Here is a 17,916-nt window from a genome sequence, read left to right on the forward strand (position 1 = left end):
GTCTGACCTCGGGGGACGAGTGCTGCACCCGCCGCTTGACTTCAAATCTAGGCGCGCGGCGAGGGCGGGTCGTCATGCCCTCGTACCGATTGCCAGGCCTCCCGGAGGATGAGCGATGACCTGCGGAGTACTCCCCTGGGTGGAGACGAGGACCTAGGTCTCAGGGTCTTCCCGGAGGGGGCGCCCGATGTGCCCCTACTGTTCCGAGCTGTCCTCCCGGGGGACCGGCTGCTCGACGAGCGCCAGCACCCGAGTCGCCATGAAGCGGGCGGTCCGTACCACTGATCCGCTTCGGGTGACTTCGCTCACTTCTACTACACCTCGGCGCACCGCCGTCTCCACCCGGCGACCCGCCCTGCTCGCCACCACCTCGTACGTACGCGTCGTGTCCCCTGCGTCCACGACTATCTCCACGCGGTCACCCTTCACGGGCTCAATCCCCCTTCTGCGATGGATGGTTGGGATCACAGGAAGCCCAAAGAGGCTCTGTTCGTACGCTCCCTGACCACCTCTCAAGTTTCCCACCCGGCACTGACAATCGATCGGAACGAGAGGGCGCGGCCTCTGCGCGCACCCGGCCGGGGAAACGTAAGCTGTGGCTCGTCAAACGGACCGGGCAGCGGGGATGGACATGGCGATGATGCGCCTGAGGCGCGAGGACCCGCGTGTCGTCGGCTCGTTCAGGCTTCACCGACGGCTCGGCGCGGGCGGGATGGGTGTTGTCTACCTGGGCTCCGACCGGCGTGGCCAGCGGGTCGCCCTGAAGGTGATCCGGCCCGATCTGGCGGAGGATCAGGAGTTCCGCTCACGGTTCGCACGCGAGGTCTCGGCGGCACGGCGGATCAGGGGCGGCTGCACGGCCCGGCTCGTCGCCGCCGACCTGGAGGCGGACCGGCCCTGGTTCGCCACGCAGTACGTGCCCGGACCCTCGCTGCACGACAAGGTCGCCGAGGAGGGGCCGCTGTCGGCCTCCGACGTGGCCGCCGTCGGTGCCGCCCTCTCCGAGGGGCTGGTCGCGGTGCACGAGGCCGGGGTGGTCCACCGCGACCTCAAGCCGTCCAACATCCTGCTGTCCCCGAAGGGGCCGCGGATCATCGACTTCGGCATCGCGTGGGCGACCGGGGCCAGCACGCTCACCCATGTCGGCACGGCGGTCGGGTCCCCCGGCTTCCTGGCGCCCGAGCAGGTGCGCGGCGCCGCTGTCACCCCGGCCACGGACGTGTTCGCGCTCGGGGCGACGCTCGCTTACGCGGCGACCCAGGACTCGCCCTTCGGACAGGGCAGTTCCGAAGTGATGCTCTACCGGGTCGTGCACGAGGAGCCCCACCTGCACGGGGTTCCGGACGCCCTCGCACCGCTCGTCCGGGCCTGTCTGGCGAAGGATCCCGAGGAGCGGCCCACGACGCTCCAACTGTCCTTGCGGCTCAAGGAGATCGCGGCCCGCGAGGCCCACGGCATGACGGACGTGCGGCCCCCCGCGCCGCGCACGGACCCGGACCGGCCGACAGGGCGCCTGGCCGAGCAGTACGCCGAGCAGCGCACCCAGCGGCGCCCGGGGACCACTCCCCCACCGCGCACCGGCGGGACGAACGGCGGATCGCGGTCGGGATCCCGCCCGGCGCCCGTCCGCAACACCGGCCGTTCCGGGAGCAGGCCCGCGCCCCGCAGCGGCACCGGGCGGCCCGGGCCTCGGACCACAGGAACCGGCAGACGGCCCGCCAATCCGCGGCTGCTGCGCCAGCGGCTCGTCGTGTTCGTGGTGGTGACGCTGCTGGTCGCGCTCGGGATCGCGGCGGCCCAGGGGTGCCAGGGACCGGCCCGGGGGCTCGGCGGCGGGGTCCCGCGCGAGGACGTACGTCAGGAGCAGTCGTCGTACGAGCCACCGGCCACCTCCGGCTCGACGGCCGAGCAGGACCGGAGCGAGCTCCACCAGGACGACTAGGACCTGTCCGGTCGCTCACACCGAAGATGTGGGGTCCGGCCCGCGGTTCCGGGGTGCGGGCGGCACAGGCGCCCGCGCGACGGTCGGCTCCCGGGGGCAGGCGTCAGCACTGCCGACGGGTCAGCTTGCCGGGCGGCCCGTCGCCACCGCGTAGAAGGCGACCGCGGCCGCCGCGCCGACGTTCAGGGAGTCGACGCCGTGGGCCATCGGGATGCGGACCCATTCGTCGGCCGCCATCAGGGCCTGGGTGGACAGGCCGTCGCCCTCCGCGCCGAGCATCAGCGCGACCCGGTCCATGCGGTGCGGGGCGGCCTCGTCGAGGGAGCTGGCCTTCTCGTCCGGAGTGAGGGCGAGCAGGTTGAACCCGGCCTCGCGCACCGACTCCAGGCCTTTGGGCCAGGCTTCGAGACGGGCGTAGGGGACCGAGAAGACCGCGCCCATCGAGACCTTCACGGAGCGGCGGTACAGGGGGTCCGCGCAGTCCGGGGAGAGCAGGACCGCGTCCATGCCGAGGGCGGCGGCGGAGCGGAAGATGGCGCCGATGTTGGTGTGGTCGTTGACCGACTCCATGACGACGACCCGGCGCGTGGACCGCAGCAGTTCCTCCGCCGTCGGCAGCGGCTTGCGCTGCATCGAGGCGAGCGCTCCCCGGTGCACGTGATAGCCGGTGACCTGCTCGGCGAGCTCCGGGCTGACCGCGTAGACGGGGGCCGGGAGTTCGTCGATGACGTCGCGCATGACGTCGACCCACTTGGCGGACAGCAGCATCGAACGCATCTCGTACCCGGCGTCCTTGGCCCGTCTGATGACCTTCTCGCCCTCGGCGATGAACAGGCCTTCGGCGGGTTCGCGCTTGCGGCGCAGTTCCACGTCGGTCAGGCCCGTGTAGTCGCGCAGACGCGGGTCGTCGGGGTTCTCGACGGTGATGAGATCGGCCACAGGGTGATACTGCCTTGTCCTGGGTGCGGTGCCAACGGCTGGGAACGGGTGGGTTACCCGTGGTTACTCGGGAAGTCCGGAGCCGACGTTCACGACCTCGCCGATGACGATGACCGCGGGCGGCCGCACGTCCTCGGCGCGAACGGTCTCGGCGACGGTGGCCAGGGTGGCGTCGACGCGGCGCTGTGCGGCGGTCGTGCCCTCCTGGACGAGGGCGACGGGGGTGTCGGCCGGCTTGCCGTGTGCCACGAGGGTGTCGGCGATCCTGCCGATCTTGTCGACGCCCATGAGGACGACGAGGGTGCCGCGCAGCTTGGCGAGGGCCGGCCAGTCGACGAGGGAGCGCTCGTCGTCGGGGGCGACATGACCGCTGACCACGGTGAACTCATGTGCGACACCCCGGTGGGTGACGGGGATGCCCGCCGCGCCCGGAACCGAGATCGAGCTGGAGATGCCGGGGACGATCGTGCAGGCGATGCCCGCCTCGGCGAGCGCCTGGGCCTCCTCCATGCCCCGGCCGAAGACGAACGGGTCGCCGCCCTTCAGCCGGACGACGGACTTGCCCTGCCTCGCATGCTCGATGAGCGCGTTGTTGATGGCCTCCTGGGCCATGAACCGGCCGTACGGGATCTTCGCCGCGTCGATCACCTCTACGTGCGGCGGGAGTTCGGCGAGCAGGTCACGGGGACCGAGGCGGTCGGCGATGACCACGTCGGCCTCGGCGAGCAGCCGACGGCCGCGGACCGTGATCAGGTCGGGGTCGCCGGGACCTCCGCCGACCAGGGCGACGCCGGGGGTACGGCTGCGGTGGTGCGGCGCGACGAGGGTGCCGTCGCGCAGGCCCTCGACCACGGCGTCGCGGATCGCGGCGGTGTGGCGGGGGTCGCGGCCCTTGGCGTTCGTGGTGAGGACGGCGACGGTCACGCCCTCGCTGTGGCCGGTGGCCGGGGTCCAGGCCGTCGCCGCGTCGGCGTCGTCCGAGCGGACGCACCAGACGCGGTTGCGCTCCGCCTCGGCCGAGGCGTCGGCGCCGGCCTGGGGATCGCTCGTGGCGATCAGCGCGTACCAGGCGTCGGCGAGGTCGCCCTCCTGGTACGGGCGCCGCGTCCAGGTGATCTCGCCCGCGTCCGCCATCGCTTCGACGGACGGTGTCGCCTGCGGTGAGACGAGGTGGATGTCCGCCCCCGCCGCGATGAGCGCGGGGAGCCGGCGCTGGGCCACCTGGCCACCGCCGAGGACGACGACGCGACGGCCGGCGAGGCGGAGGCCTACGGGGTAGGCGGGGTGTTCGGCCATGGAGGTGCGGCTCCCTCGTACGGGCAGGCGGTGCGGGCGGGCGCGCTGCGGCTCTGGAGCGGCCCTGACGTGGGGTTTTTCGGTAGGTGTCCAGACTACGGCGGGGCCGGGTGGGCAGCTCGGAACACCTGCCCACCCCGTCGGCCCCGCCGGCCTACTTCTCGGTCACCCCGGCCGAGTCGAACGTCGCGACCTCGTGCATCGCCCGCGCCGCGCTCTGGACGATGGGAAGGGCCAGCAGGGCGCCGGTGCCCTCGCCCAGACGCAGATCGAGGTCGATCAGGGGGCGCAGGCCCAGCTTGTTCAGAGCGGCCACATGACCGGGCTCCGCGCTGCGGTGACCCGCGATGCAGGCGGCCAGGACCTCGGGGGCGATGGCGCGGGCCACCAGTGCGGCGGCGCCGGCGCTGACGCCGTCCAGGATCACCGGCGTCCGCAGGGACGCGCCGCCGAGGAGGAGGCCGACCATGGCGGCGTGTTCGAGGCCGCCGATCGCCGCGAGGACGCCGATCGGGTCGGCCGGGTCCGGCTGGTGGAAGTCGATGGCGCGGCGGACGACCTCGGTCTTGCGGGCCAGGGTCTCGTCGTTGATGCCGGTACCGCGGCCGGTCACCTCGGCGGGGTCGGCGCCGGTGAAGACCGAGATCAGGGCCGCCGAGGCAGTGGTGTTCGCGATCCCCATCTCACCGGTCAGCAGTGCCTTGTTACCAGCGGCGACCAGGTCGCGGGCCGTCTCGATGCCCACCTCCAGCGCCGCGATGGCCTCTTCCCGGGTCATGGCGGGACCGGTCGTCATGTCGGCGGTGCCCGCGCGGACCTTGCGCGGCAGCAGGCCCGGCGTGGCCGGCAGGTCGGAGGCGACGCCCACGTCGATGACACAGACCTCGGCGCCCACCTGGTTGGCGAACGCGTTGCAGACAGCGCCGCCGCCCAGGAAGTTGGCCACCATCTGCCCGGTGACCTCCTGCGGCCAGGGGGTGACGCCCTGGGCGTGCACACCGTGGTCGCCCGCGAAGATCGCGACGGCGGCCGGCTCCGGGATGGGCGGCGGGCACATCCGGGACAGGCCCGACAACTGCGCGGAGATGATCTCCAGCATGCCGAGGGCGCCCGCGGGCTTGGTCATCCGCTTCTGGCGCTCCCACGCCTCGCCCAGCGCCTTGGCGTCGAGGGGGCGGATGTTGGAGACCGTCTCGGCGAGCAGGTCGTGCGGCTCCTCGCCGGGCAGGGCACGGCGGCCGTACGTCTCCTCGTGCACGACCCACGACAGGGGGCGGCGCTTGGACCAGCCGGCCTGCATCAGCTCGGGCTCGTCGGGGAACTCGTCGACGTAGCCGACGCAGAGGTAGGCGACCACGTCGAGGTGGTCGGGCAGGCCCAGCGCGCGGACCATCTCCCGCTCGTCGAAGAAGCTGACCCAGCCGACGCCGAGACCCTCGGCGCGGGCCGCGAGCCACAGGTTCTCGACCGCGAGGGCGGAGGAGTAGGGCGCCATCTGCGGCTGGGTGTGCCGGCCCAGGGTGTGGCGGCCGCCCCGAGTCGGGTCGGCGGTCACGACGATGTTGACCGGGGTGTCGAGGATGGCCTCGATCTTCAGTTCCTTGAACTGCTTGGCGCGGCCCTTGGGAAGCGACTTGGCGTAGGCCTCGCGCTGGCGCTGGGCGAGTTCGTGCATGCTGCGCCGGGTGTCGGCGGAGCGGATGACGACGAAGTCCCAGGGCTGGGAGTGGCCGACGGACGGCGCGGTGTGCGCGGCCTCCAGGACACGGAGCAGCACGTCGTGCGGGATCGGGTCGCTGCGGAAGCCGTTGCGGATGTCACGGCGCTCGCGCATCACGCGCAGGACGGCCTCGCGCTCGGCGTCGTCGTAGCCGGGGGCCGCAGGGCCGGTGGACTCTCGTACGTCTTCCACTGCGGCCGTGCTCTCTTCCTGGTCGGCGACCTGGGTGCGCAGGTCCTCCGCTTGCTGTGCGACTACGGGTTCCGGCTCCGCGGTGAGCGGTTCCGGTACGGGGGTGGGCTCGGGAGTGACCTCGGGCGCGGCCTCCGCTTCCCGGGGGGCGGGCACGGGTGCCGGGGCGATCGGCTCCGCCTGTGCCGCGTCGGTCTCCGCGACCGCTTCGGTGGTCTCCTCGACCGGCGCGGGTGTCACGACGATCGCGGGCTCCTGGACCGTCGGCTGCTCCTCCTCGACGGGGAGGGGCGGCACGGTCATGGGGTGCGGCGGGGTCGGGGCCAGGTGCGGAGTCGTCGGCACCGTGCCCTCCACGGGTACGAACCGGCCGAGGCTCTGGTCGGCCAGGGGCACCGGGGGCGCGCCGGGGAATCCGGGGGCGACCTGCGCGTCCAGGGCACTCGCGTAGTGCTGGTCGCCGTGGGACTGGCCGGCGGTCGGGTGGGAGGCCTCGGCGTGCGCGGCCACGCCCACCGGTACGCCGTGCAGGGCCTCGGCGGTGCCGGGTTCGGGGTGGGCGACGCCGTTGTGGGCGAAGGCACCGTCGGCGGGGAGAGCGGCGGCGTCCTCGGAGGGGGCGGCTCCGTTCCCGGCGAACGCGGCCTGGTCCGTGAACTGCTGGGCCTGGAACTCTTCGGAGCCGGCGTCCGGCCCGCCGTGCGAGGCCTCCGCCGAGCGCGCGGAGAGTGCCGACAGCGCGGATTCCGGGGCCTCGAAAGCGTGCGGGGCGGCGACCGTGAGGGGCTGCTCGGCCTCCGACTGCGGCACCTCGTCCACGAATCGGACGGCCGGTTCCGGCATGTGGACATCGGGTTCGGCGAACAGGGCGTCCGCGGCTCCCGGCTCGGCCGGGTCCGCTCCGTACATGTCCTGGTCGGCGATCTGCGGCGGGGCCGCGTGCTGGGCCTGCGCGGCGGCGAGGTCCTCGGCCGGGGTGAAGTGCTGCGCGGGCGTGACGTGCTCCACGTCCGCGGGGATCTGCGCCGGTGCGGCCTCGTGCGCGGGCGGCTCCTCGGCGGCGGCCTGCTCGGCGAATCCGGCCGGCTCGGCGGCCTCGGGGGTGTCCGGCGTGCCGAGAGTGTGAGGGGCGTCCGGGAACTGCGGGGCGTCGGGCGTCTGCGGGGCCGGCGAGCCGTCCGCCACGGGCGCGGCCTCGGGAGCCTGTCCGTCCGCGAGGTCGTGGAGGTCGAGCGACACGTCGTCGGCCTGCGGCACCGGCACCTGGACGGCATCCTGCGCGAGAGCCACGTCATGGGCGAAGGGCGCCGCCACGAATCCGGGCGCCTGCTCGGCTTCCGCGGCCTGCGGGGCCTCGGGGACCGGTCCGGCCGCCACGCCCACCACGGCCCCGGGCAGCTGTCCCGCCTCCGGGACGACCGTTTCTGCGGCCGTCGCCTCAGACCCGACCTGCGGAGTCCCCCACGGGACCGCGCCCAGGGGCGGAGCCTCGCCGAGCTGGGGCACGTCCAAGTACTCGGGACCGGCCGTCGGCGGGCCGGCGTGGCGCACGGGAGTGACCGGAGCGGCCACGGAGCCCCGGCGCGAGCCCGCGGGTCCGCGGTCGGCCAGGGAGCGCACCGGGCTGGAGGAGCCGTCCGGCGTGGGCGGGCCGAGGTGCAGCGGGCGGCGCGGCTGCACGGGCTGCGGGGCGGGCACCGGGTTCGGCGCGCGGACGGCGCCGAGGTCGACCGCGCCGCTGTCCCGTCCGGCCGTCTCGTGCGGGCCGGGCTCGTCGGTGAACGGCATCGGGGCCGGCGGCGGTACCTCGTTGCCCCAGGCACCCTGGGCGCCGGGCGCGCCCGGCATCAGAAGAAGGTCGTCGTCCTCGGCGGGGTTCTCGGAGGGGTCGAGGAAGGTGTACGCGCCCGGCGTGGTGACGCCCGGCTGCTCCACCATGCCTGCGTTCTCCGGCAATCCCTCGCCCGGGACCTGGCCGGTGTCGGTCATGCGTACCCCTCGCCCATCGGTTAGTGCTTCCAAGTCCAGCTCGCCCGGAACGGCGCACCGACCGCCCCACAGTGAAGAACGAGCGTGCGTGCCCAGCGGCACGAATGACCGGCCAACAAAGACGACAAAGCCATTAACTGGCATTGTCCCGGTCATCCCGCCCTCGCGACAGCGTGATCCGCGAGTGCCCGCTGTGGACTGCGCCACGTTGCGCGTCCCCCGGTTCTGCCGTACCACACACGCCTCAAAACGGGCGGGTTTTCCGGACATTGGCCTACGAAAGGCCGACACCCCGGGAGCGGTACAACGATCGGCCAGCCTACCGCGCGCAGTACGACAACAGGATCACGGGGCGCGATCCGGCAAACGGCCGCTGAGCAGGAACGCGACGCTCCGCTCCTTCTCCGTCCAGGCCCTTGTATCGAGTTCTACGGACTGAATGAGGGCGCACTCGACCTCATAGCCGTGCTCGGTCAGGTCGCGGCCGATGAGTTCGGCGGCGTCACGGGTGGCGGCGTGCGTGACGATGCGCTGCGGCCGGCGGTCGGCGACGGCGGAGACGACCGCCGCTCCCCCGCCGCCGATGCGGACGACATCGGGTTCGGGCAGGTCTTCCAGGACGTGCGGGGCGCTGCCGTGCACGATCTGCATCTGGACGCCGAAACGGCGGGCGGAGTGCTCGGTGCGGGTGCAGGCGCCCGGGCTGCGGTCGACCGCGATGACGGCGGCGCCGGTGCGGGCGGCCTCGGTGGCGAAGGCGCCGCTGCCGGAGCCGATGTCCCAGACCAGGTCGCCGACGCGGGGCCCCAGACGGGCGAGTTGGGCGGCCCGCAGCAGATCCGTCTCCCCCTCGCCGAGTGCGCCGCCGTACGCTCCGGCGGGCAGCGCCCAGCCGCGCGGTCCGCCGGCGGGCTCCCGGCCGGCGATCCAGCCGCCCCCTTCGGCCGCGGCCACGAAGCCGCCGATGACGATCACGACGTTCGGGTCGCGCCAGGTGTGGTCGGCCGCCTTGTCGGAGGTCAGGATCGTGACCTGTTCGCGGGTGGTGCCGAGCTCCTCGCAGATCACGAAGGTGCGGTGGACACCTTCGAGAAGCAGCCCGAGTTCGGCGGGTCCGGCGCCGGGTGAGGTGAGGACAGCGACTTTGGTGTGGGCTCGGCATACATTCACCGCGCGTCGCAGGGTGCGGCTATGTGCGACGACCACTTGTGCGTCGTCCCAGGGCATTCCGGCGCGGGCGAAGGCGGCGGCCACCGGGGAGACGGCGGGCACGACTTCGACCTCCAGGCCGAACTCCGGTGCGCGCAGGGTGCGTACGACGCCGAAGAATCCCGGGTCCCCGTCGGCGAAGACGACGGCGGAGCCCCGGTGGCCCGCGATCCGGCGGGCGGCGAGGGCGACGCTGCCGAGACGCATGCGTTCGGCGCTCTCGGGCACTTCGGGGAGTGCGAGATGGTGTGCCGCGCCGGCCACCAGCGTGGCGGCACCGAGAGCGGAGCGCGCCGCGACGGTCAGCGGCGAGCCGTCCCAGCCGATCACCGTGACCCGGTCGGCCATCGTCGTCAGTCTCCAGAGGGTCTTCGCAGGTCGTCAGGTGCAGCCCGGGCGGGCTTCGTGAGGGTACCTGGTCGCCGCCCGGCGGCGCCGTGCCGGGATGCGTGGCGTTGGGAGCGGTCCCGCCGTTCCCGGACCGTGGTTCCGGTCCATGGCACCGGGGGGCCGGGGAGAGGAATCCCGTACACGCATATGACTCGACGCGGCCGGTTGTGACGCGACGCGACCGTTCCCGTTCGTCGGTGAGGGACCGGCACACGCAGTGTCGTGCGCCTGCCCGGCCCGTTCAGCTCCAGTCGGAGAACGATGTGTAACCGCCGGTGTCGGCGAGGCGCCCGCCCACACCGTCGAGGTCCTCGGGCAGCAGGCTCCACACGATGAAGTCGGTGCGCAGGTCGACCCAGCCGCCGTCCTCGGTCCGGGTGCGGGCTATGCAGGCATTGCGCAGCACGCCCTCGCTGATGCAGCCGATCTTCTGGGCGACCTGCTGCGAGGCGGTGTTGTCGGCGGCCGTGCGCAGCTCGATGCGCTCGAACTTCTGGTCACGGAAGAGCCATCGGGCGGTGGCGAGCGCGGCCTCGGACGCGTAGCCCTCGCCGCGCGCCCAGGGGGCGATGATGTAGGAGAGTTCGGTGGAGCGAACGCGCCAGTTGGTCTTGCCGAGTTGGATGATGCCGACCAGGCGCTGGGTGAGGAACTCGGTGACGGCGAGGTCGAGTCCGCGGCCCTCCGCGCGTTCCGTGGGCGCGTAGTCGGTGACCCAGTCGCGGGCACCGTCCTCCGTGAACGGCTGCGGGATCGACGTCCAGGCCGCGACCATCTCGTCGTTCATCATCTCGGCCAGCGCGGGCACGTCGTCCTCGTCGAGCGCACGCAGGACCAACCGCTCCGTGCTGATGGAGATGTCGGGGAAGGTGCTCGTCATGCGACGCTCCGTAACCGTCGGGGACTTCGGACCTGATATACCGTCGGGTCCGCTGAACTGCCCAGCATGCAGCATGAAACCACTGAACGGCACAACGGGGTCCACTCCGGGTAATGGAGTGGACCCCGTGCGGTGACGAGGGAGGCCGCCGGCCGTAAGTGGCCCTCGGGGCCGGGCTCTTGTCCCTGCCCCCGTCCCTGCCCTCGGCTCTGTTCTTCCCCCGGTTCCGGTCCTACTTGAAGGACGGGATGACGGAGCCGGCGTACTTGTCCTCGATGAACTTCTTGACCTCGGGCGAGGTGAGGAGCTTCGCGAGCTTCTTCACGCGCGGGTCGTCCTCGTTGCCCTTCTTGACGGCGAGGAAGTTGCCGTAGGGGTTGTTCGTCGCAGACTCCAGGACGAGGGCGTCCTTGGCGGGCTTGAGGTCGGACTCGATGGCGTAGTTGCCGTTGATCACCGCGGCGTCGACGTCGTCCAGGGAGCGCGGGGTCTGGGCCGCCTCCAGCTCCGTGAACTTGAGGTTCTTCGGGTTCTTCGCGATGTCGTTGGGCGTCGCGCTGTTGCCCGCCCCGTCCTTGAGCGTGATGATCCCGTTGGCCGCGAGCAGCTTGAGCGCGCGGGCCTCGTTGACCGTGTCGTTCGGGACGGCGATCGTCGCACCGCTCTTCAGGGCGTCGACGCTCTTCACCTTGTGGGAGTAGAGGCCGAGGGGCTCCAGGTGCACCGTGACGACGGGCGCGATGTGCGTGCCCTTCTTCTGGTTGAAGTCGTCGAGGTACGGCTGGTTCTGGAAGTAGTTGGCGTCCACGGACCCGTCCTCGGTCGCCGTGTTCGGCGTGACGTAGTCGGTGAACTCCTTGACCTCCAGGTCCAGTCCGGCCTTCTTCGCCAGGTGGTCCTTGACGTAGTCGAGGATCTCGGCGTGCGGGACCGGGCTGGCGGCCACGACCAGCGGGCCGCTGGTGTCCGAGGAGGCGGAGGAGGCGGAGTCCTTGTCGGAACCGCAGGCGCTGAGGCCGAGGGTGAGGGCTCCGGCAGCGAGGACGGCGGTGGTGATCTTGGCGGTGTTACGCACGAAAAGTGCCTTTCCATAAGGGTGGAGCGACCCCGCGAAGGGTGTGCGGGGAAACTGGGGGGATGCGCGCAGGACGCTCAGGCGACCTTGCCGATGTCGGTGGCCGAGGGCTTCTTCGCCTTCAGCAGCCGGAGTTTCGGTGCGGGGCCCGATCGGCCGCCGCGGCGGTCCAGGGTGCGGGCCGCGTAGTCGCCCGCGAACTGGATGGCGGAGATGACCACGGCCAGGATGGCCACGATGATCCACATCAGCTCGGTCTCGAAGCGCTGGTAGCCGTAGCGGATGGCCAGGTCTCCGAGGCCGCCGGCGCCGACGGTGCCGGCCATCGCGGAGTAGCCGATGAGCGCGACGATCGTCGTGGTGGTGCTGGAGATCAGCGACGGCAGGGACTCGGGGACGAGCACCTTGCGGACGACGGTCCAGACATTGCCGCCCATCGCCTGCACGGCCTCCACGAGCCCGCCGTCCACTTCGCGGACGGCCGTCTCGACCAGGCGCGCGAAGAACGGGATCGCGCCGATGGCGAGCGGCACGATGGCCGCCTCACGGCCGATGGTGGTGCCGGTGATCCAGCGGGTGAAGCCCATCAGCGCGACCATCAGGATGATGAACGGCATCGAGCGGGCCACGTTCACGATCTGCCCGATCACCCGGTTGGCGAGGACGTTCTGCAGCAGGCCCCCACGGTCCGTGAGGACCAGCAGGACGCCGAGCGGCAGGCCTCCGACGATCGCGATGAGGGTGGACCAGCCGACCATGTAGAGCGTGTTCCAACACTCCTCGGACAGCAGCGGCTGCATCTCCGACCAGGTCACAGGGCACCTTCCTTCACCAGAACGGGCTCCTGGCCCTGGATGTCGATCTGCAGGCCCTGCTCGCGGAGGAAGCCGATGGGCACGACGTTGTCCTCGTAGCGGCCGGGCAGTTCGATGCGCATCCGGCCGACCTGCTTGCCCGCGACGGTGTCCATCGCGGCGCCGAGGATCGAGATGTCGATGTTGTAGGTGCGCGAGAGCTGCGAGATGACGGGCTGGGTCGCCGCCTCGCCGTGGAACGTGACGTCGATGACGGTGCGGTCGTCGCCGGAGGCGTCGCCGCTGACCGGGAAGAGCGCGGCGGCCAGCTCGGAGCCGGGCGTCGCGAGGAGCTCGCTGACGGTGCCGGACTCGACGATGCGGCCCTGTTCCATCAGCGCGGCCGAGTCGCAGACCGTCTTGACGACGTCCATCTCGTGCGTGATGAGCAGCACGGTCAGGCCCAGTTGCCGGTTGAGGTCGCGCAGCAGCTGGAGGATGGAGCGGGTGGTCTCCGGGTCGAGGGCGCTGGTCGCCTCGTCGGAGAGCAGCACCTTCGGGTCGCCGGCCAGGGCGCGTGCGATGCCGACGCGCTGCTTCTGACCGCCGGAGAGCTGGGCCGGGTAGGACTTCGCCTTGTCGGACAGGCCGACCAGGTCGAGCAGTTCGAGCGCCTTGCGGGAACGTTCCTTCCCCGATGTGCCGAGGATTTCCAGCGGCAGCTCGACGTTGTCCTGGACCGTGCGCGAGGACAGCAGGTTGAAGTGCTGGAAGACCATGCCGATGCGGCTGCGCGCCGCGCGCAGCTCCCGGCCGGCCCGCGGGCCGCGCCCGGCCAGCGCCGTGAGGTCCTGTCCGGCGACGGTCACCGTGCCGGCGGTGGGGCGCTCCAGGAGGTTGACGCAGCGGATGAGCGAGGACTTGCCGGCGCCGGACTGTCCGATGACGCCGTACACCTCGCCTTCGCGGACGTGCAGGTCGACGCCGTCCAGGGCGATGACCTCACGGCCGCGCGAACGGTAGACCTTCGTCAGGCCCGATGTCGTGATCACTGGGGGTTTCCGTCACTGTCGAGTGCAGGGCGTGGATGTGCCCGGGCACGGGTGCATGCGGTCGGGAACGCGGCACGGTTCTCGCGATGGCGATGGAACCGGGAGGAGAACGTGTGCGCGGGGCAGCCCGGTCACGTACGCGGTACGGACACAGGGCGCGGCGATCCCGCTTCGGGGCGCGGGATCAGGCGGTGGTGCGGGGGCCCTCTAGCAGGCGCACATTCGACACATACAACGAGCACCGGGCGTCGTGGTCGCCTCGGTCGCAAGGATGCGGCAGCTCGTCGTGGTCATGGAATGAAGTAAAGCAGACCGGGGGCCGGGGCCCGCCACCGCTGTCCGAATAGCGGACAGCGGTGGACACGGCTCAGCCCCGGACGGAGATCTCCACTCCGTCGTCCGTGACCAGTACGGACAGGGCGGAGAGGTCCTCGACGACGAGGTCGGCGTCCAGCTCGCCGGCCTGGTGCGTTGTGGCCAACGCCACGGTGGTCATGCCGGCGGCGCGGCCCGCCTGGAGCCCGGCGGGGGCGTCCTCGAAGACGACGCAGCGGGCCGGGTCGACGCCCAGTTCGCGGGCGGCGAGCAGATAGGGCTCGGGGTCGGGCTTGCCCCGGGTGATGTCGTCGGCGGTGATCAGCGTCTTGGGGCGGATCCCGACCTCGTCGAGCCGGGCCTCGGCGAGCCGGCGGGTGGCCGAGGTCACGACGGCCCAGCGTTCGGCGGGCAGCGCGGCGAGCAGCGCGAGGGTGCCGGGCAGCGGGTCGACCCCGCCCGGCACGTCCTCGACCTCCAGCTGCTCGATGCGGGCGAGCGCTTCGGGGACGAGGTCGGCGGGCAGCAGGTCGGCGGCTATCTCGACGGCGGGGCGGCCGTGCAGGGCGATCCGGGCGAAGTCCTCGGCGGTGATCCCGTACTCCTGCGCCCAGCACGTCCAGCAGCGGTTCACCGACGCGAGGGACGAGACGAGGGTTCCGTCGTTGTCGAACAGGAGGGCTTCAGCGTGGATCTTCATGCCTTCGACCCTACGGGGCAGCCCGGGGGCGAGCGCATCGGGCCTTTTGGCCCGTAATAGGGTCGCGGCATGTTTGATGCCCTGACGGTCGCGACGGCCGTCGCCGCGCTCGCGCTCGCCGCCTGGTGCGGCTGGGCCGCCTACTGCGATCAGCCCACCAAGGACTGGCACTTCATCGGCATGGCCGTGGTGTCGCTGCTCGCCGTGATCCAGCTGGTGATCGGCGTCGTCCAGCTGGCACGCGGCGAGAAGCCGGAGCAGGGCACGACGATCTTCGTGGCGTATCTGCTCGGCGCCTTCGCGTGCGTTCCCGCCGCGGGGTTCATGTCACTGGCGGAGCGCACCCGCTGGGGTTCGGTCACGGTGGCGGCCGGCGGCGTCGTCCTCGCCGTGCTCGAAGTTCGGCTCTACGACATCTGGGGAGGCTGAGATGACGGCCACGGAGGAGAACACGACCGTGCCTCGGGACGAGCGGAGCGAGCAGACCGAGAAGCCGCTGGAGCCGCTGGAGCCGCTGGAGCCGTTGGCGGAGAAGAAGCGCACGCGGCTCATCAGCGGCCCCGGCATCCTGCTGGTATGGCTGTACGGAGTGATGGTGGTCGGCGCCGTCTCGCGGTCGGCCGTGCAGATCTCCACGGAGTTCGGCAAGGCGCCGCTCGCCTACTCGCTCTCCGCGGTCGCCGGTCTCGTCTACGGCTTCATCACGTACTCGCTGGTGCGCGGCGGCGAGACGGCGCGCAGGGCGGCGCTGGTGTGCTGCGCCGCCGAACTCGCGGGTGTGCTGATCGTCGGGACCTGGACGCTGGTGGAGCCGTCCGCCTTCCCCGACGCCACGGTGTGGTCGGACTACGGCATGGGCTATCTCTTCATCCCGGTGCTGCTGCCGCTGTCGGCGATGTACTGGCTGCGCAAGGCGCGTACGACCGCCGACTGACGGCTGCTGCCGAAGGTGGCCGTGTTCAGGCGCTGGTGGCGTACGCGCCGGTGTCGGCGCCCTTGGCCAGTGTCACCAGCGTCATGCGCTCGCCCACCCGCTCCTGCGAGACGGGCGCGTAGCCGTGCTTGCGGTACAGGCGCAGGTTGCGCTCACTGCGGTGGCCGGTGAAGAGCTGGAAGGACTTGGCCCCGCCGTCGGCGCCGAGCCGGGTCTCGATCGCGTCGAGCAGACGTCCGCCGAGGCCGTGCCGCTGCATGCGCGGATGCACGATGAGTTTGTTGATGCGGGCCGTGCCGTCGGCGTCGACGGCGCCGCGTACCGAGGCCACCACCTCGTCGCCGAGCCGCGCCACCAGTACGGTGCCGCCCGCCAGTTCTGCCCTGAGCGAGTCGAGCGGCTGCGTGAGCGGCTCGATGCCGTAGTCGCCGTACAGCTCGGCCTCGCTCTGGTAGCAGAGGTACTGCAGCTTCAGGATCTGTTCCGCATCCTGCTCGGTCGCCGCCGAGATGGTCACGCTCATGCCCATGTGTGCATGCCTCCCGCTCACCTGTTCCGGTCGTCCCTCACTCCTATCCCCGTCGTCAGCGAGCCGCAACCTCCGGCGTCAGCAATCGACGTAGACATCCCAGGCATCTGGAACGTTCCGGACCAAGACTGCCCTGTGAGATACCCAACTCACCTGCGATCTCCCGGTAGGTGAGGTCGTCCGGGGAGAGCAGGGCGGCCATCAGGCTCGGGCAGCGGCCGGGCAGCCGGCGCACGGCCTCGTGCAGCTCACGGCGGCGGGCGGCGGTCATCGCCCGCTGCTCGGGTCCGGGACCGCTGTCGTCCGCGGGTTCGGTGGCGTAGGGCTGCTCGACGCGGGTCGTACGGCGGCTGCGGCGGGCCTCGGAGCGCACGGCCCGGCGCACCCACCGCTGCGGGTCGACGGGCGGTCCCGCCGTGTCCAGGCGCTCCAGGAGGCGCAGCCAGACGGCCTGTTCCAGGTCGTTCGGCTCGGCGCCGGTCGCGTGCGCCTCAGCCGATGCCTCGGCTGCGAGCAGCGGCCGCAGCGTGGAAACCATCTCGTGGGTCATGTGCGGCACGACGCGGCCGCCCCGGCGAGAGGTTGCCGGGGCGGCCGGTTGTCACCCCATCCGGGGTGAGCGGGTCATCCGTTGACGGTTGCGGACGCCGGTCTCGTTCCTCGGACGCGTCGTCCGCCGACGGTCCGGGGAGCCGGACTCAGCCCTTGAGGAAGTCGGCGCGGGCCAGCACCGCGGTGTCCGCGTTGTCGGAGAACACGCCGTCGATCCCCGTCTCGAAGTAGACCTTGAAGGCTCCGAAGGCGTCCCCGTAGGCGTCCACGGCGGTGCCCTTGCGGAAACTCGCGGGCAGGAAGGGGTTCTCGTTGCGCATGGTGTACGGGTGCAGGATCAGGCCCGCGCGGTGCGCGTCGGCGACGAGGGTGGTCGGCTGGGTGAGGTTGCCGGCCGCGTCCTTCGGGATCACCAGGTCGAGCGTGGGGCCGATGCCCTGCGCGTACGAGGCGATCCACTTCAGTCCCTCGGGTGTGACGAGGTCGGCGACCGTGCGGGGGTCGCCCGCCGCGACGAAGTCCCAGGGGCGGGTGTTCGCGGCGGACAGCAGGACGACGAGCGGGTTGCCGACGAGCTTGTCGAGCCGCTCGATGCTGCTCGGCTCGAAGGACTGGAGGATGACCGGCGAGTCCTTCCTGTCCTTGCCGTACTTGCGCAGCAGCTTGGCGACCCGCTCCTCCAGGCCGAGGCCGAGCCCCCGGAAGTAGGTGGGGTGCTTGGTCTCGGGGTAGATCCAGACCTGCTTGCCGCGCTTGCGGGTCTGCTCGTCCTGCCAGCGGAGCACCTCTTCGAAGGTGGGGATCTCCCAGCGGCCGTTGTAGAGGGTGTTGTGCGGACGGTTGGCGGGGATGCGCTCGACCGCGCGCAGGGTCTTCAGCTCGGCGAGCGTGAAGTCCTCGGTGAACCAGCCGGTGGTGGCGACCCCGTCGAGCGTCTTGGTGGTCTTGCGGTCGGCGAACTCGGGGTGCGCCGAGACGTCGGTGGTCCCGCCGATTTCCGGCTCGTGACGGCATACGAGGTGGCCGTCCTTGGTGGGCACCAGGTCACCGGCCTCGACGACGTCGGCGCCCAGGTCGAGGGCCAGCTGGTACGAGCCGAAGGTGTGCTCCGGCCGGTAGCCGCTGGCTCCGCGGTGGCCGATGACGGTCGGTCTGGGCAGGCTCCGGTAGCCGCCGCCTCCGTGGCGTTCGTCCGCGCTCGCCGCGCCGGGGAGGCCGAGGACCGCTCCGCCCGCCCCGAGCACCGCGGCTCCGAGCAGCGTCCGCCGCGCCGTGCCCCGCTCCTGACCGTTCGACTCCTGCGCTCCCATGAGCGCTCCTCCCGCCGTAGGTGCCCTGCCTGTCGAAGCGGGACGATCGTAGGTGCCCCGGCGTGACGGGAGGGAGGCCTGCGACGGAACACGTGGGT

Annotated in this window: 16 protein-coding genes; 3 read left to right on the forward strand and 13 right to left on the reverse strand. The window is 71.8% G+C overall.

Annotation, left to right across the window (positions count from 1 at the left end; all coding sequences use genetic code 11):
- Positions 1-195 precede the first annotated feature (195 nt).
- A complete protein-coding gene (locus tag ABZX90_RS18300; RefSeq protein ID WP_081223398.1) occupies positions 196-429 on the reverse strand; it encodes a hypothetical protein in 234 nt (77 codons plus the stop codon).
- 196 nt (positions 430-625) lie between these two features.
- Between ABZX90_RS18300 and ABZX90_RS18305 the strand changes: the two genes are divergently transcribed.
- Positions 626-1,942, forward strand: a complete 1,317-nt coding sequence (locus ABZX90_RS18305; protein ID WP_351130361.1) for a serine/threonine-protein kinase — start codon at positions 626-628, stop codon at positions 1,940-1,942.
- A gap of 120 nt (positions 1,943-2,062) precedes the next feature.
- Here ABZX90_RS18305 and ABZX90_RS18310 read toward each other — a convergent pair whose 3' ends face one another.
- The 9 genes from ABZX90_RS18310 to ABZX90_RS18350 form a co-directional block, all read right to left on the reverse strand.
- Complete coding sequence (locus tag ABZX90_RS18310) at positions 2,063-2,881, reverse strand: RNA methyltransferase (RefSeq protein WP_355206007.1); 819 nt, start codon at positions 2,879-2,881, stop codon at positions 2,063-2,065.
- A 63-nt stretch (positions 2,882-2,944) separates the two neighbouring features.
- Positions 2,945-4,177, reverse strand: a complete 1,233-nt coding sequence (gene cobA, locus ABZX90_RS18315) for a uroporphyrinogen-III C-methyltransferase (protein ID WP_351130261.1) — start codon at positions 4,175-4,177, stop codon at positions 2,945-2,947.
- 154 nt (positions 4,178-4,331) lie between these two features.
- Entirely contained in the window at positions 4,332-8,078 is a 3,747-nt protein-coding gene (gene cobT, locus ABZX90_RS18320) for a nicotinate-nucleotide--dimethylbenzimidazole phosphoribosyltransferase (RefSeq protein WP_355206010.1), read from the reverse strand.
- A gap of 345 nt (positions 8,079-8,423) precedes the next feature.
- Positions 8,424-9,635: a precorrin-6y C5,15-methyltransferase (decarboxylating) subunit CbiE gene (gene cbiE, locus ABZX90_RS18325; protein ID WP_351130257.1), complete on the reverse strand. Its 1,212-nt coding sequence runs from the start codon at positions 9,633-9,635 to the stop codon at positions 8,424-8,426.
- A gap of 283 nt (positions 9,636-9,918) precedes the next feature.
- A complete protein-coding gene (locus ABZX90_RS18330; RefSeq protein ID WP_351130254.1) occupies positions 9,919-10,557 on the reverse strand; it encodes a GNAT family N-acetyltransferase in 639 nt (212 codons plus the stop codon).
- A gap of 232 nt (positions 10,558-10,789) precedes the next feature.
- Positions 10,790-11,632, reverse strand: coding sequence for a MetQ/NlpA family ABC transporter substrate-binding protein (locus ABZX90_RS18335; RefSeq protein WP_351130252.1), 843 nt, complete (start codon positions 11,630-11,632; stop codon positions 10,790-10,792).
- Between the two features lie 77 nt (positions 11,633-11,709).
- Positions 11,710-12,447: a methionine ABC transporter permease gene (locus ABZX90_RS18340; protein ID WP_351130249.1), complete on the reverse strand. Its 738-nt coding sequence runs from the start codon at positions 12,445-12,447 to the stop codon at positions 11,710-11,712.
- The gene (locus ABZX90_RS18345; RefSeq protein WP_351130246.1) at positions 12,444-13,478 is read right to left on the reverse strand and encodes an ATP-binding cassette domain-containing protein; all 1,035 of its coding nucleotides are present in this window, start codon (positions 13,476-13,478) and stop codon (positions 12,444-12,446) included. The genes ABZX90_RS18340 and ABZX90_RS18345 overlap by 4 nt, the downstream gene beginning before the upstream one ends.
- Before the next feature lie 367 nt (positions 13,479-13,845).
- Entirely contained in the window at positions 13,846-14,493 is a 648-nt protein-coding gene (locus ABZX90_RS18350; RefSeq protein WP_355206016.1) for an HAD family hydrolase, read from the reverse strand.
- A 69-nt stretch (positions 14,494-14,562) separates the two neighbouring features.
- On the opposite strand from ABZX90_RS18350, the gene ABZX90_RS18355 reads away from it, so the two are divergent.
- On the forward strand, positions 14,563-14,922 hold the full coding sequence (locus ABZX90_RS18355) for a hypothetical protein (protein ID WP_355206019.1): 360 nt from the start codon (positions 14,563-14,565) through the stop codon (positions 14,920-14,922).
- A gap of 1 nt (position 14,923) precedes the next feature.
- Positions 14,924-15,427 carry a hypothetical protein gene (locus tag ABZX90_RS18360; protein ID WP_355206022.1) on the forward strand — a complete coding sequence of 168 codons (504 nt, stop codon included), beginning with the start codon at positions 14,924-14,926 and terminating at the stop codon, positions 15,425-15,427.
- A 25-nt stretch (positions 15,428-15,452) separates the two neighbouring features.
- Here the strand turns inward: ABZX90_RS18360 and ABZX90_RS18365 are convergent, their stop codons facing one another.
- The 3 genes from ABZX90_RS18365 to ABZX90_RS18375 all read right to left on the reverse strand — a co-directional run bounded on the left by ABZX90_RS18365 (position 15,453) and on the right by ABZX90_RS18375 (position 17,818).
- A complete protein-coding gene (locus ABZX90_RS18365) occupies positions 15,453-15,956 on the reverse strand; it encodes a GNAT family N-acetyltransferase (protein ID WP_351130236.1) in 504 nt (167 codons plus the stop codon).
- Between the two features lie 55 nt (positions 15,957-16,011).
- Positions 16,012-16,506 carry a sigma-70 family RNA polymerase sigma factor gene (locus ABZX90_RS18370; RefSeq protein ID WP_355206025.1) on the reverse strand — a complete coding sequence of 165 codons (495 nt, stop codon included), beginning with the start codon at positions 16,504-16,506 and terminating at the stop codon, positions 16,012-16,014.
- Positions 16,507-16,654: 148 nt separating this feature from the next.
- A complete protein-coding gene (locus tag ABZX90_RS18375) occupies positions 16,655-17,818 on the reverse strand; it encodes a glycerophosphodiester phosphodiesterase (RefSeq protein WP_355206028.1) in 1,164 nt (387 codons plus the stop codon).
- Between the last annotated feature and the right edge of the window lie 98 nt (positions 17,819-17,916).

The organism is Streptomyces sp. NPDC002935 (assembly GCF_040611295.1).
Lineage (GTDB): Bacteria > Actinomycetota > Actinomycetes > Streptomycetales > Streptomycetaceae > Streptomyces.